Source organism: Sphingorhabdus sp. Alg231-15 (assembly GCF_900149705.1).
Classification (GTDB): Bacteria; Pseudomonadota; Alphaproteobacteria; order Sphingomonadales; family Sphingomonadaceae; genus Parasphingorhabdus.
Genome location: NZ_LT703001.1, coordinates 746,198 through 758,568, shown reverse-complemented (window position 1 = coordinate 758,568; position 12,371 = coordinate 746,198). Strand labels below are relative to the sequence as shown.

General features: G+C 54.4%; 14 protein-coding genes. 4 read left to right on the top strand and 10 right to left on the bottom strand.

Going from position 1 to position 12,371, the window contains the following annotated elements; all coding sequences use genetic code 11:
* Positions 1–9 precede the first annotated feature (9 nt).
* Complete coding sequence (locus DG177_RS03620) at positions 10–1,905, top strand: XrtA/PEP-CTERM system amidotransferase (protein WP_108810250.1); 1,896 nt, start codon at positions 10–12, stop codon at positions 1,903–1,905.
* On the opposite strand, the gene truA is transcribed toward DG177_RS03620, so the two are convergent.
* Both truA and fmt read right to left on the bottom strand, forming a co-directional pair.
* Positions 1,891–2,658: a tRNA pseudouridine(38-40) synthase TruA gene (truA, locus tag DG177_RS03615; RefSeq protein ID WP_108810249.1), complete on the bottom strand. Its 768-nt coding sequence runs from the start codon at positions 2,656–2,658 to the stop codon at positions 1,891–1,893. The two genes, DG177_RS03620 and truA, sit on opposite strands and share 15 nt — an antisense overlap.
* Positions 2,655–3,560 (bottom strand): methionyl-tRNA formyltransferase, encoded by a 906-nt coding sequence (fmt, locus tag DG177_RS03610; protein ID WP_108812748.1) that lies wholly within the window; start codon positions 3,558–3,560, stop codon positions 2,655–2,657. The genes truA and fmt overlap by 4 nt, the downstream gene beginning before the upstream one ends.
* A gap of 345 nt (positions 3,561–3,905) precedes the next feature.
* Here fmt and recR point away from each other — a divergent pair, with 345 nt between their 5' ends.
* From recR to DG177_RS03595, 3 genes are all read left to right on the top strand, one after another.
* Positions 3,906–4,508 carry a recombination mediator RecR gene (gene recR / locus DG177_RS03605; RefSeq protein WP_108810248.1) on the top strand — a complete coding sequence of 201 codons (603 nt, stop codon included), beginning with the start codon at positions 3,906–3,908 and terminating at the stop codon, positions 4,506–4,508.
* A gap of 62 nt (positions 4,509–4,570) precedes the next feature.
* Positions 4,571–5,128 (top strand): peptide deformylase, encoded by a 558-nt coding sequence (def, locus tag DG177_RS03600; RefSeq protein WP_108810247.1) that lies wholly within the window; start codon positions 4,571–4,573, stop codon positions 5,126–5,128.
* 179 nt (positions 5,129–5,307) lie between these two features.
* Positions 5,308–6,699 carry a DNA recombination protein RmuC gene (locus tag DG177_RS03595; protein ID WP_337658481.1) on the top strand — a complete coding sequence of 464 codons (1,392 nt, stop codon included), beginning with the start codon at positions 5,308–5,310 and terminating at the stop codon, positions 6,697–6,699.
* Positions 6,700–6,745: 46 nt separating this feature from the next.
* On the opposite strand, the gene DG177_RS03590 is transcribed toward DG177_RS03595, so the two are convergent.
* The 8 genes from DG177_RS03590 to DG177_RS03555 are packed head-to-tail and all read right to left on the bottom strand — an operon-like array spanning position 6,746 to position 12,357.
* On the bottom strand, positions 6,746–7,156 hold the full coding sequence (locus DG177_RS03590; protein WP_108810246.1) for a hypothetical protein: 411 nt from the start codon (positions 7,154–7,156) through the stop codon (positions 6,746–6,748).
* A 54-nt stretch (positions 7,157–7,210) separates the two neighbouring features.
* The gene (locus tag DG177_RS03585) at positions 7,211–8,023 is read right to left on the bottom strand and encodes a TrmH family RNA methyltransferase (protein WP_108810245.1); all 813 of its coding nucleotides are present in this window, start codon (positions 8,021–8,023) and stop codon (positions 7,211–7,213) included.
* 5 nt (positions 8,024–8,028) lie between these two features.
* Entirely contained in the window at positions 8,029–8,307 is a 279-nt protein-coding gene (locus DG177_RS03580; protein WP_108810244.1) for an HPr family phosphocarrier protein, read from the bottom strand.
* Positions 8,304–8,708 (bottom strand): PTS sugar transporter subunit IIA, encoded by a 405-nt coding sequence (locus tag DG177_RS03575; RefSeq protein WP_108810243.1) that lies wholly within the window; start codon positions 8,706–8,708, stop codon positions 8,304–8,306. The genes DG177_RS03580 and DG177_RS03575 overlap by 4 nt, the downstream gene beginning before the upstream one ends.
* Before the next feature lie 5 nt (positions 8,709–8,713).
* Positions 8,714–9,649 (bottom strand): RNase adapter RapZ, encoded by a 936-nt coding sequence (gene rapZ / locus DG177_RS03570; RefSeq protein ID WP_108810242.1) that lies wholly within the window; start codon positions 9,647–9,649, stop codon positions 8,714–8,716.
* Positions 9,646–10,080, bottom strand: a complete 435-nt coding sequence (locus DG177_RS03565) for an HPr kinase/phosphatase C-terminal domain-containing protein (protein ID WP_108810241.1) — start codon at positions 10,078–10,080, stop codon at positions 9,646–9,648. Before DG177_RS03565 ends, rapZ begins: the two co-directional genes overlap by 4 nt.
* Entirely contained in the window at positions 10,080–11,681 is a 1,602-nt protein-coding gene (locus tag DG177_RS03560; protein ID WP_108810240.1) for an ATP-binding protein, read from the bottom strand. The genes DG177_RS03565 and DG177_RS03560 overlap by 1 nt, the downstream gene beginning before the upstream one ends.
* A complete protein-coding gene (locus DG177_RS03555; RefSeq protein WP_108810239.1) occupies positions 11,653–12,357 on the bottom strand; it encodes a response regulator in 705 nt (234 codons plus the stop codon). Before DG177_RS03555 ends, DG177_RS03560 begins: the two co-directional genes overlap by 29 nt.
* Positions 12,358–12,371: the final 14 nt, after the last annotated feature.

Here is a 12,371-nt window from a genome sequence, read left to right as displayed (position 1 = left end):
GCGCACATCATGTGCGGCATTGCGGGAATATTTCATCTGGAGACGGCCAAGCCGGTTGATCCCATTCGTCTGCGCAAGATGACAGATAGCCTGACACATCGCGGACCCGACGGTTCCGGGATATGGACCGCGCCCGGTGTTGGCCTTGGCCATCGCCGCTTGTCGATCATTGATCTGGAAGGCGGCGCGCAGCCGATGCTGACCGCCGATGAAGCACAGGTGATCAGCTATAATGGTGAGATCTATAACTTCCGTGACGTCCGGGTCGAGCTCGAATCGCTCGGCCACCGGTTTACAACCAGCAGCGATACCGAGGTCATTCTCTATGCATGGCGGCAATGGGGTGTGGACTGCCTGAATCGCCTGAACGGGATGTTCGCTTTTGCGATATTCGACCAGCGGACCAAACAGCTTTTTCTGGCGCGGGACCGGCTGGGTGTGAAGCCGCTTTTCTATGCGCCAGTTTCGGATGGCAGCATCCTGTTCGGTTCCGAACTGAAGGCTTTGCTCGCCAATCCGTTGTTGCGGAGAGAGCCGGAAATGCGAGCGGTCGATGACTATCTCGCGTTTGGATATATTCCGGATCACAGGTCGCTGTTGAAAGGCGTCAAGAAACTGCCTGCGGGCCACTATCTGTTGCTTGAACAGGGCAAACCCGAACCGGCGCCGATCCAATATTGGGATATGGATTTCAGCGAGCGCAGCAAGGCATCGGCGGCGGAGTTGGAAGAAGAGCTGGTCGCACTGATGAAAGATGCGGTTGGCTCCCGGATGATTGCTGACGTTCCCTTGGGCGCGTTCCTGTCCGGCGGTGTGGACAGCAGTGCGGTCGTTGCATTGATGTCGGAGAAGAGTCGGCAACCGGTTAAAACCTGTTCCATCGGCTTTGACCAAGCATCTCTGGATGAGACAAGCTATGCCGAACGCGTGGCGGAACGGTTCAAGACCGACCACCGTGCGCGGACAGTGGCAGCAGATGATTTCGGTCTCATCGATACGCTGGCCGATCATTTTGACGAACCTTTTGCCGATGGCTCTGCCTTGCCGACTTATCGTGTGGCAGAGCTGGCGCGAGAGAATGTGACTGTCGCATTGTCGGGCGATGGTGCGGATGAGGCGCTGGCCGGTTATCGCCGCCATGTGTTTCACCATGCCGAAGAACGGGTGAGAAGTCTGATCCCGCAATCGCTTCGTGGCCCCCCTCTGGGTTGGTTGGGCAAGGTCTATCCCAAGGCCGATTGGGCGCCGCGACCACTGCGCGCCAAGTCGACCCTGTTGTCGCTCGCGCGCTCTGGATCGGAAGGTTATGCCGAAGCGGTTGGGGTGACGACACCGGCGGGGCGCCATGCGATCTATTCCGATGCGATGTCCAAGCAGTTGGGCGGCTATCGCGGCGAGACCCGGATGATTGAACTGATGGAGAGTGCACCAGCGCGCAATGGTCTTGATCAGGCGCAATATGCCGACATGAAGATGTGGCTGCCCGGTGATATCCTGACCAAGGTTGACCGGACCAGTATGGCAGTGAGCCTTGAGGCGCGGGAGCCGTTGCTCGATTACAAGCTGATGGAGTTCGCCGCCAAGCTGCCAACCAATTTGCGGGTGCGTCGCGGAACTGGCAAATATCTGCTGAAAAAGTCAATGGAACGGTATTTGCCGCAAGATATCCTCTATCGCCCGAAAATGGGCTTTGTGACGCCGATTGCCGCTTGGTTTCGCGGGCCGCTGGCCGATGAAGCGCAGGCAATTTCCGGTGCTGGAGCACTGGCGCGCATGGGCTGGTTTGATCAGCAAGCCCTAAGTAAAGTGGCCGACGATCATATTGCCGGAAAGGCGGATAACAGCCGCTTGCTCTGGCAATTGCTGATGCTCGACAAGTCCTTGCAGCGCCTATTCGGTCTCTGACTTTTTCTCGGCCTTTGGATAAATTGCATCGACAAAATAGAGGCCGTCCGGCGGTGCGTTGAACCCCAGCGCATCGCGGTCCTTGGCCTCAAGTGCTTTCTGCAAGTCATTACGCGCCCACTTGCCATCACCAACCAGTTTCAGACAGCCGACCATCGAGCGCACCTGATGATGCAGGAAAGATCGCGCTGCAACCTCCACCTCAATCTCTTCACCAAAGCGAGTGACGGAAATGCTGTCCAACGTCTTCACCGGGCTCTGCGCCTGACATTGGGTGGAGCGAAAGGTCGTGAAATCATGCTGCCCGACCAATAGCTGCGCAGCATCATGCATCACTCCGGCATCCAGCGGTCTGGCGACCTGCCAGCTGTGTCCTTTGTCCAATGTCAGCGGCGCCCGGCGGTTGGTGATCTTGTAAACATAGCGCCGGCCAATGCAGTTGAAGCGGGCATGCCAATCATCATCGACAATGTCGCAAGCAAGCACCGCAACGGGATGGGGGCGTAGCCCGGCGTTGAGACCCTCCATCAGCCGAAATGGCGTCAACCGCGTCTCCAGATCAAAATGCGCCCGCATCCCGAGCGCATGGACGCCCGCGTCCGTACGGCCAGCGGCAAAGACACGAATCTCTTGCTGGGTGATAGTTTTAATAGCATTCTCAACAGCTTGCTGGACGCTGGGGCCGTGGTCCTGATGCTGCCAACCCATGTACGGGCGGCCATCAAATTCCAGAGTGATCGCGAAACGGGTCATTGCAGCGATGTGCCGACAGGGATTTTCGTACCGTTGAGAAACTCCGCAAGTGTAAGTTTCGGACGGCCAGCTTTCTGGATCAACACAGGTTTGATCGCGCCATCGGCACACGCAATAGTCATCTGATCGTCGATTAACGTGCCGGCCTGACCCGATTTGGTGACAGTCTCGGCGGAATGGATACGATAGCGGTCACCCTCATATTCAAAAAATGCGCAGGGTACGGGATTGAAGGCTCTTACCTGTTGCAGGACCGCTGTTGCGGGCTGATCAAAGTTCACACGCGCTTCTTCCTTGGTGATTTTCTTGGCATAGGTCGCGAGCGTATCATCCTGCACTTCAGGAGAATGGTCTTGCGGAGAGGCGAGATATTGCACCATCAGGTCAGCCCCTGTTTGGGCTAGCTCTTCGGTCAGTTCGCCTGCGGTTTTCTCCGCAACCGGCGTGCTGGATTTGAGCAGCATTGGCCCGGTGTCCAAACCTGCTTCCATCTGCATGATGGTAATGCCGGTTTCCTGATCGCCTGCCAATATCGCGCGTTGGACCGGAGCCGCTCCGCGCCAGCGTGGCAATAACGAGCCGTGAATATTCAGGCAGCCCATTTTGGGCGCATCCAATATCGCTTGCGGCAAGATGAGGCCGTAAGCAGCCACAACAGCGGCATCGAGATCAAGTGCAGCAAATTCAGCCTGCGCCTCTTCATTCTTTAGCGACACCGGCACCCGGACCTCCAGTCCCAGTTCCTCCGCGACTTGCTGCACAGGGGAGGGGGTGAGTTTCTTTCCCCGCCCGGCGCGGCGCGGCGGCTGCGAATAGACAGCAACAATTTCATGTCCCGCCGTATTTAAAGCGCGCAGGGCCGGTACTGCAAAATCCGGTGTGCCCATGAATGCCAGGCGCAGTTTTGCAGGCGTTTCAACGGTCATGATCGCGCTTTCCGTTGCATATAGTTTGCCGCAAAGTTCACACAGATCACACAGGCACTTTTGTAGAATGCCAAGCCAAAGTTCACACAAATCACAGGGATGTTCCTGCAACCGCTTGAGCTAGAACCTGCTCCAAAGTTCACACAATTCTCACCCTCTGAAACCAGTTCGGGTGATAAAGCGGTTTTGTTTTGTAACGCCTTGAATGTCGCGAATTTAACGGGTTTGTGAGTCATGCTGTCTCCCTAACCAAACTCGTCCATGTAGGACAGCAAGATTTTATATTGGCAGCGCATACATCATGGCCCTAAAGGTCAAATCATGGCTTCGCAGGAAATCGAAAATCTGGTTCAGGCTCTGTCCAAACTTCCCGGCCTGGGCCCGCGCTCAGCGCGGCGGGCGGTGCTGCATCTGCTCAAACGCCCCGAAACAACCATGAAGCCGATATTGGCAGCGATGGAAAAGGTCGATGCCAATCTCGTCACCTGCACCATTTGCGGCAATGTCGATACACAGGACCCCTGCCAGATTTGCAACGATCCGCGGCGAGATGAAAAATCGCTATGTGTGGTCGAAGAGGTTTCTGATCTGTGGGCTCTGGATAAGTCACGCCTGTTTCCTGGAAAATTTCACGTTCTGGGCGGGCGGCTGTCTGCACTGGACGGCGTGCGGCCAGAAGATATTGCGATCGACAAGCTGATCAAACGCGTGGAGCAGGGTGGCATTGATGAAGTGGTACTGGCCATGAATGCAACATTGGAAGGACAAACGACCGCTCACTATATTGCCGAGCGGCTTGAAACCTATCCACTGCGCCTCAGCCAGCTGTCCCATGGCATTCCGGTGGGCGGCGAGCTGGATTATCTCGACGAAGGCACATTGGCACAGGCGCTGCGTTCGCGCAGGCCGATCAGCAACGATTGAGCGGCGCAATCGCATTGCGACCAGTCCTTGACGAATCCGGCTAGAATCCCTAAATTTCGTCCATGGCTATATTACCTATTCTTGAAGTTCCTGACCCGCGTCTGAAAACTGTTTCAGAGCCGGTTACCGTGTTTGATGAAGAGCTGAAAACGCTGATCGCGGACATGTTTGAAACCATGTATGACGCACCGGGTATCGGTCTTGCCGCTATTCAGGTTGGCGTTCCAAAACGGATCCTGGTTATCGATCTTCAGGAGCCGGTTGAGCATGACCACGAACATGGCGAACATTGCGATCACGACCATGAAGTCGTTCGCGATCCGCGTGTTTTCATCAATCCAGAAATTCTGGATCCTTCCGAGGATCTGAACGTTTACAGCGAAGGCTGTCTCTCGGTGCCGGAACAATATGCCGATGTCGAACGGCCCGCTACGATTACGGCGCGCTGGCAAGATGAAACCGGCAAGCAGTTTGAAGAACCGATGGACGGTTTGCTGGCGACCTGCCTGCAACATGAAATGGATCATCTCGAGGGCATATTGTTCATCGACCATCTTTCCCGCCTGAAACGGCAGATGGTTCTCAAGAAGCTGGCAAAGCATCGCAAGGAAGCGGCTTAGTCCCGTTGCACCGGCAATTCTGAACCGGTTTCAAGGTTTGTTTGCACTCCTGAAATCAGCTGAAAAGACGTCTAAAAATGGCGGTTATCGGGCTGGTTATTGTCTTCGGCAAAACCACTATTGCATGTGGGGCTGAGAGGGCCTAGGTTCTTGTTTCGTTCCAGTGGAAAGGACCTGTTTTGGACGCACTTGTCGCTCTTCTCATTGCAATTTTTACGCTGATCATTGGATTGTGTGCAGGTTGGTTCGTGGGCACGCGCACAGCGGCTGCATCATCCAAAGCGGCCGAGGAAACTGCGACGTCGCTGAGATCCATGCTGGACGGCGTGCAGGCAGAGCGGGATACCGCCCGCTCCGAACGCGATTCCATCCGTGAGGATCGTGATGCTGCGAAACAGAGTCTGGCATCGCTGGAAGCTGATGCGCGCAACCATGAAAAGCAGTTGCAGCAATTGGTCGAGGCAAAAGAGTCGCTCTCCGCACAATTTTCAGAGGTTGGTGCAAAAATGCTGGAAACCGCGCAACGCCAGTTTCTGGAGCGTGCCGATCAGCGGTTTGATCAGGCCAACGAAAAAGGCGGCGAGAAAATAGCCAAGCTTCTTCAACCGGTGCATCAACGGCTTGCGACCTATGAAGAATCGATCAAGATGATCGAGAAAGAGCGGACCGAATCCTATGCCGGCATCAGCGCGACCATTGAACAGGTTCGGCAGGGGCAGGACAGAGTGCAGCAGGAAGCGGCGCGGCTCGTTAACAGCTTGCGCAATGCACCGAAATCGCGCGGGCGTTGGGGCGAGCAGCAGCTGAAAAATGTTCTCGAAACCTGCGGTCTGTCGGAACATACCGATTTTGTGACCGAGCAGAGCATTGATACGGATGAGGGCCGTTTGCGTCCCGATGCGGTGATCAGCGTGCCGGGTGGACGAAAACTGGTGATCGATGCGAAAGTCTCGCTCAACGATTATCAGGATGCGTTTGAAGCGGAAGATGAAGACGCGCGCAGCTTTGCCATGGCGCGCCATTGTGGTTCGATGAAAACGCATATCGATGGCTTGTCGAAAAAGGCCTATTGGGATCAGTTTGAAGATGCGCCCGATTATGTGATCATGTTCGTTCCGGGGGAGCATTTTCTCTCCGCGGCACTCGAGCATGAACCAACACTTTGGGACCATGCTTTCGAGAAGAAGGTTCTGCTCGCTACTCCGACCAATCTGGTCGCGATAGCACGCACGGTAGCGGGCGTCTGGCGGCAGGAAAAGATGGCCGCAGAAGCCAAGCAGATCGGGCAATTGGGCAAGGAAATGTACGACCGCCTTGCCGTCGCGGGAGAGCATCTGAAACGCGTGGGGTCAGGCCTCGGCAGCGCAGTTGGCAATTATAATAAATTTGTCGGAAGCTTTGAACGCAACGTCATGGCCACCGGTCGAAAGTTTGCCGAGCTCAGCATTGAGACCGGTAAAAAGGATCTCGACCCGGTCGCGGAAATAGAGGCTTTACCGCGCTATTCCAACGATGTGGAAGCCGCATTGATCGAAGATGACCGGGATGTAAAAGACGAGGCAGCGGAATAGCCGCCCCCGTCAATGTTACGCTAAAAGTCTCCGTCGAAGCTGTTCTTCAAGATGCTTCCGGGTCAGATAGTATCTCGCCGCCACAACCATCAAGATACCCTCTGTTGCTGACTGCGGTCCGTACGGTATCCGCATATACTCGGTCGCTCATGCCATCATTGCATTCTTCGCCGGATGTGATGGTCAGGGTGATATTATGCTGATCGCTAAAACCTTTCACTTCCCAGCCGGTTGCCGTCTTCTTCATCCGTTGGACCGGAAGGCTGAAGTCGTTGGAGGCCTCCTGTGAAGTGTAGACGATCTGATCACCTTTGATGTCCACCGTCCAGCCCGGCTCCGTGCCAATAGCCTTATATTCCGTCAGTTTTTCTTCCGCAGCAGGTTGTTCTTGCGCACCTTCACCGCAAGCCACCAGGAACAGCGGCAGGACTGGCATAATCAATAGTATATTTTTCATGATACTCTCTCCCCAGAGCAGAGTAGCATATTGATCCATATTGCCAACTGGCGATTAATGGCGGCGTTGGTTGAGGACTTCATAGGCCATAACAGCGCTGGCAATCGCGGCGTTCAGGCTGTCGGCTTTGCCCATCATTGGCATTTTGACCAGCACGTCACAGGCAGCCTCATAGTCTTGCGGCAATCCTTGCGCTTCATTTCCGATCAAGAGGAAAGTGGGCTGCTCATAGCGCACGGCCTGATAGTCTTTGTCGGTATTCAGGCTGGTTCCGACCAGCTGTCCGGCGCCGGAGCGCAACCATTCAACAAAATGCAGCCATGGCGCTTGGGCAATATTCTGCGTGAAAATAGCGCCCATGCTGGCTCGGACTGCCTCCACCGAGAACGGATCCACACAATCGTCAATCAATATCAAACCGCCGGCACCGACAGCATCACCGGTACGCAATATCGTGCCAAGATTGCCAGGATCGCGAAGCGCCTGGGCAACCAGCCAGATTGGCGCTGCATTGCGGTCGAGATCTTCGAGCGGGGTCGGATGATCTTCATAAATGCCGATAATCGATTGCGGGTTGGATTTACCCGATAGCTTCGCAATAATGGCTTCGCTGGTTTCAATCACTTCGCCACCGGCATCGAAAGTCGCCTGTTCAATTTTCTGCGCGAGCGGATGCAGTTCCGTATCTTCCACGACCACCAGCAATTTCGGCGTTTTACCGGCATCCAGCGCCTCGGTCAGGATGCGCAACCCTTCGGCCAGAAAATGACCTTCGCGCTTGCGATGTTTCTTTTCACGCAGGCTTTTCAACCGCTTTATCGTTGGGTTGGAAAAACCGGTAATCTGGCGGCGTTCAGGGGAGGGCACGGATATCAGTCCTCGCCAAAGCCGTCGACAACCAGACCGGCTAGTTTTTCCAGCGCGCTTTCGGCCTGATCGCCTTGGACAATAATCTCGACGCTGTCGCCTTTGGCAGCACCCAGCATCATCAGACCCATGATCGATGTGCCGGTGACTTCGGTGCCGTCCTTGCCGACTTTTACCGACAAGCCCTCGGGCAGTTTGCTGACATAGGTAACAAATTTTGCACTGGCCCTGGCGTGGAGCCCGCGATTGTTAGTGATGGCGACGGTTTTGCGATGCTCGCTCACGCATCGCTTCCAAGAATTTCAGACGCGACACTGATATATTTTTGACCGGCTTCTTTCGCGGCGGCAACAGCGTCGGAAACATCCATGCATTTTCGGGCGCCATCGAGCCGGATGAGCATCGGCAGGTTCACACCGGCGATAACCTCGACATCACCCTTGTCCATAAGGGAAATGGCAAGATTGGAAGGCGTGCCACCGAACAGGTCGGTAAGCACTATGACGCCCTTTCCGTTTTGTACTTTCTTGATGCAATCCGCAATTTCATCGCGGCGCTGCTCCATATCGTCATGGGGACCGATGCAAACCGACATTATCGATTTTTGCGGACCAACAACATGTTCCATCGCGGTAATAAATTCGACAGCCAACCGGCCATGGGTAACAAGAACCAAACCGATCATCGCGATTAAATACCCTTATTTCCGTTCTGGTTTTGCATGGCTTCTAGCGCTTCCATTGGCCGTGATGCCAAATTACGATGGGAGACAGTGGGCGAAAATCCAGCGGCATGCAAGTTTTTGCTCAATGCTTCTGCGATATGTACCGATCTGTGACGCCCGCCGGTGCAACCGATTCCGATATTGACATAGGCCTTACCCGCTTTGACATATTTGGGTAGCAGAAATTTCAGCATTTCTTCAAATTTATCAAGTGCTTCCGCATAAGCCGGATCTTTAGAAATATATTCAGCTACCTGTGAATCCAGTCCGGTCATCAGCTTTAAATCAGGATCCCAAAATGGATTTGATAGAAAACGGACATCGAAAAGTAGGTCAATATTGTTGGGCAAGCCGCGGGAAAAACCAAAGCTGGTAATGGTAACTGTAGTGATGTCCGAGTCCTGCAGTGCAAATTCTTCGCGGATTTGGCGTTGCAGATCATTGGTGGATAAATCACTGGTATCGATGACATGATCAGCCCACCGCCGAAAGGGTTCAAATTGGCTGCGTTCTAATGCAATACCTTCCTTGGCCGGACGGTCCAGGGCGAGGGGATGACGCCGCCGTGTCTCGCTATAACGCCGTTCCAGTTCCCCACCCGCACAATCCAGATAGAGCGTGGAGATTTGAAAGTTTTCGTTCTCCTGAAGTTTTTTTACACGTTTGATCAAGTTATCCGGATCAAACCCTCGTGTTCGACTGTCAAAGCCAAGCGCGAGCGGCGGGTCAGCATCATTGCGTGAGCTGGATGGCGGAGTATTGAGCAAGCCTTCAACCAGCCGGATCGGAAAATTGTCAACGGTCTCCCAACCGATATCCTCAAGAGTCTTCAGGGTGGTTGTTTTTCCAGCTCCGGACAGGCCGGTGATCAACAATACTTGTTTTATATTGGCCATGCTCAACCGCCCTTTGACTTTTGCAACAGTTGTTTCAACGCCATTTCTACCTTGATCGGGGCACTCGCTTCCAATGCGTTCAGGGTGATTGTCGGGATGGCCATTGTCATGATTGTTTCTGTCTGACTGTCCAATGGAAAGCGTTCCGGTTTCTGTTTTAGCTGCACATGCAGTGTTAGAGGAATATTCGAAACATGGTCACAGTCAAAAATGCCCAATGCCCGAATCTCGATTTTCCCTGCTATTTTTGCAGGCGCGGTCAACAATATTTGGTTACCATCATCGTGAAGTTCAACATAGTCATCGCTGATCAAGATGGCGCCCCGGTCGATAAGACGTAAAGCCAGGTCGGATTTGCCCAACCCCGAAGGACCAGAAACCATAACGCCTGCGCCCTGAATGGCTACACAGCTTGCATGGCGGGTTTCCTTGGTCATCAGGCTGTCGGTCCTCGGGCAGCTTTTGGTAAACGTATCTCAAAGCAGCCGCCTTGCTGTCCGTCGGGTCGGTCGATCACCTGGATTGTGCCTTCATGGCCTTCGATGATGGTTTTGGCGATCGCGAGACCAAGCCCGCTATTCTTGCCAAAGGCTTCGCCTGCCGGTCGATCCGAATGGAAACGCTTGAACACATTCTTGCGTTGTTCGGGGGTTATGCCCGGACCTTGATCCGATATCTGGATCACCACTTCACTGGCGTCCAGAGTTGCGAGTATTTCAATCAGTCCGTCTGGTGGAGAAAATGATACCGCATTGTCGAGAATGTTGCTGAATACGCGCTCGAGCCGGTCGTCATCGCCCATCACTATGGCAACGCCGCGGCCCGGTCGGGCAAATGCTATTTTTGCGCTTTCATTCGTGTCTCGTTGTTCGCGAGCGGCGAGCAGCTGGTCGAGCATTTTTCCGATATCGACCTGCTGAAATTTTGCGCGCGCCAATTCTGCATCAACCCGCGAGGCCTCTGAAATGTCGTTGATCAACCGGTCAATCCGCCGAACGTCATCATTGGCAACGTCCAGAAGCTGACGCCGTAAATCAGGGTCATCAACGCGGTCAAGGCTCTCCAATGCCGATCGCAGGGACGCAAGAGGGTTTTTGATTTCATGGCTGACATCGGCGGCAAAGGCTTCCGTGGCATCAATGCGGTAACTTAATGCACCGCTCATATCGGCAAGCGCACGGGCCAGCTGACCGATTTCATCGCGCCGGTCAGGCATGCGTGGCACCGTTATTTCCGGTGCCCGGCCAAGGCGCACGCGGACCGCGGCCCGTGCCAGCTTCCTGATCGGCGTTACAATGGTGCGCGCCAGGAATAATGACAGCAAGACGGACACTATTGCGGTGAGAAAAATCACCAGGACGACATTGGACCGTTCGGCACGAACAATCCGGGTAATGTCTCGCGCATTGCTGGTCAGCAGCAGGATATGGTCAGTGCTTGGCAAATGGGAGGCAGCGATAATCACCGGTGTGCGGTCGGGCGCATAGCGCACCGCACTATTGGGCTGCGTGTTGGTGGCAAGTAATTTCAGTTCTGGCCAGGCCGAGACAGTGTCCATGTCAGGTTCTGCAAAGGCAGTGATTGGCTTGCTGAGCACGATGAATTCAATGGCCTGATCCAGCATCCGGGCGACATCTTTTTGCCAGGGCTGGGCCTCCGGGTCTCTGAGTTCATAAGTGGGCTCGGCAAGATCAAAACTGTCGACGATTTTTGCACCGCTCTGATCATAGAGCCGGAGCCGACCCTCCAGATGGGTAGCGAAATCAGAGATCAGATCCTCGCGATTGCTCTCTGTCTGCAGGTTAAGCGCGTCGCTGATAATCTGGGTTTGCAGACGGGCCTGGCTGAGCCGCTCGGCAGTGAGCTCATCCCGGTAATTGTCGAGATAGAACAGGCTGCCCGCCAACAGCGCAATGGCAAGGATATTCACGGCCAGTATCCGGGTTGTCAGCGACAACCGGGCAGACCAGCGCAGGGACAGTTCGGGATCGTCCTTGGCGTCTACAGATTTACTCGTTGTAGCGATAACCGGCTCCATAGAGCGTATCAATGGCATCAAATTCGGGATCCACTTCGCGGAATTTCCGGCGCAAGCGCTTTATATGGCTGTCGATCGTCCGGTCATCGACATAGACGTCATCCTGATAGGCTGCGTCCATCAGCTGATTGCGGCTTTTCACCACGCCTGGACGGTTGGCGAGCGTTTCCAAAATCATGAACTCGGTGACTGTCAATGTTACAGTGTCGCCGTTCCATTTGACGAGATGCCGGGCAGGGTCCATTTGTAATCCGCCGCGGACCAGCGGTTCCAAGCCTTCGGTATCTGCTTCTTCATCCGATAATTTGACCAGTTCAGCCCGGCGCAGAATCGATTTGACGCGGGCAATGAGCAAGCGCTGGGAAAAGGGTTTCTTGATATAATCATCAGCGCCCATGGCTAAACCGAGGGCTTCGTCCAGCTCTTCGTCTTTGGAAGTCAGAAAAATAACTGGCAAATTGCTCTTTTCCCGAACCCTGCGAAGCAATTCGAGGCCGTCCATTTTTGGCATTTTAATATCAAATATGCCGAGGTCGGGCGGGTTGTCGAGAATGGCCTGCAACGCTGCCTCACTGTCGGAATAGACCCGAGTCACATAACCTTCCGCCTGCATCGCGATGGATACGGACGTTAATATGTTTCTATCATCGTCAACAAGAGCGATATTTGCAGCCATCTAATGCACTATCC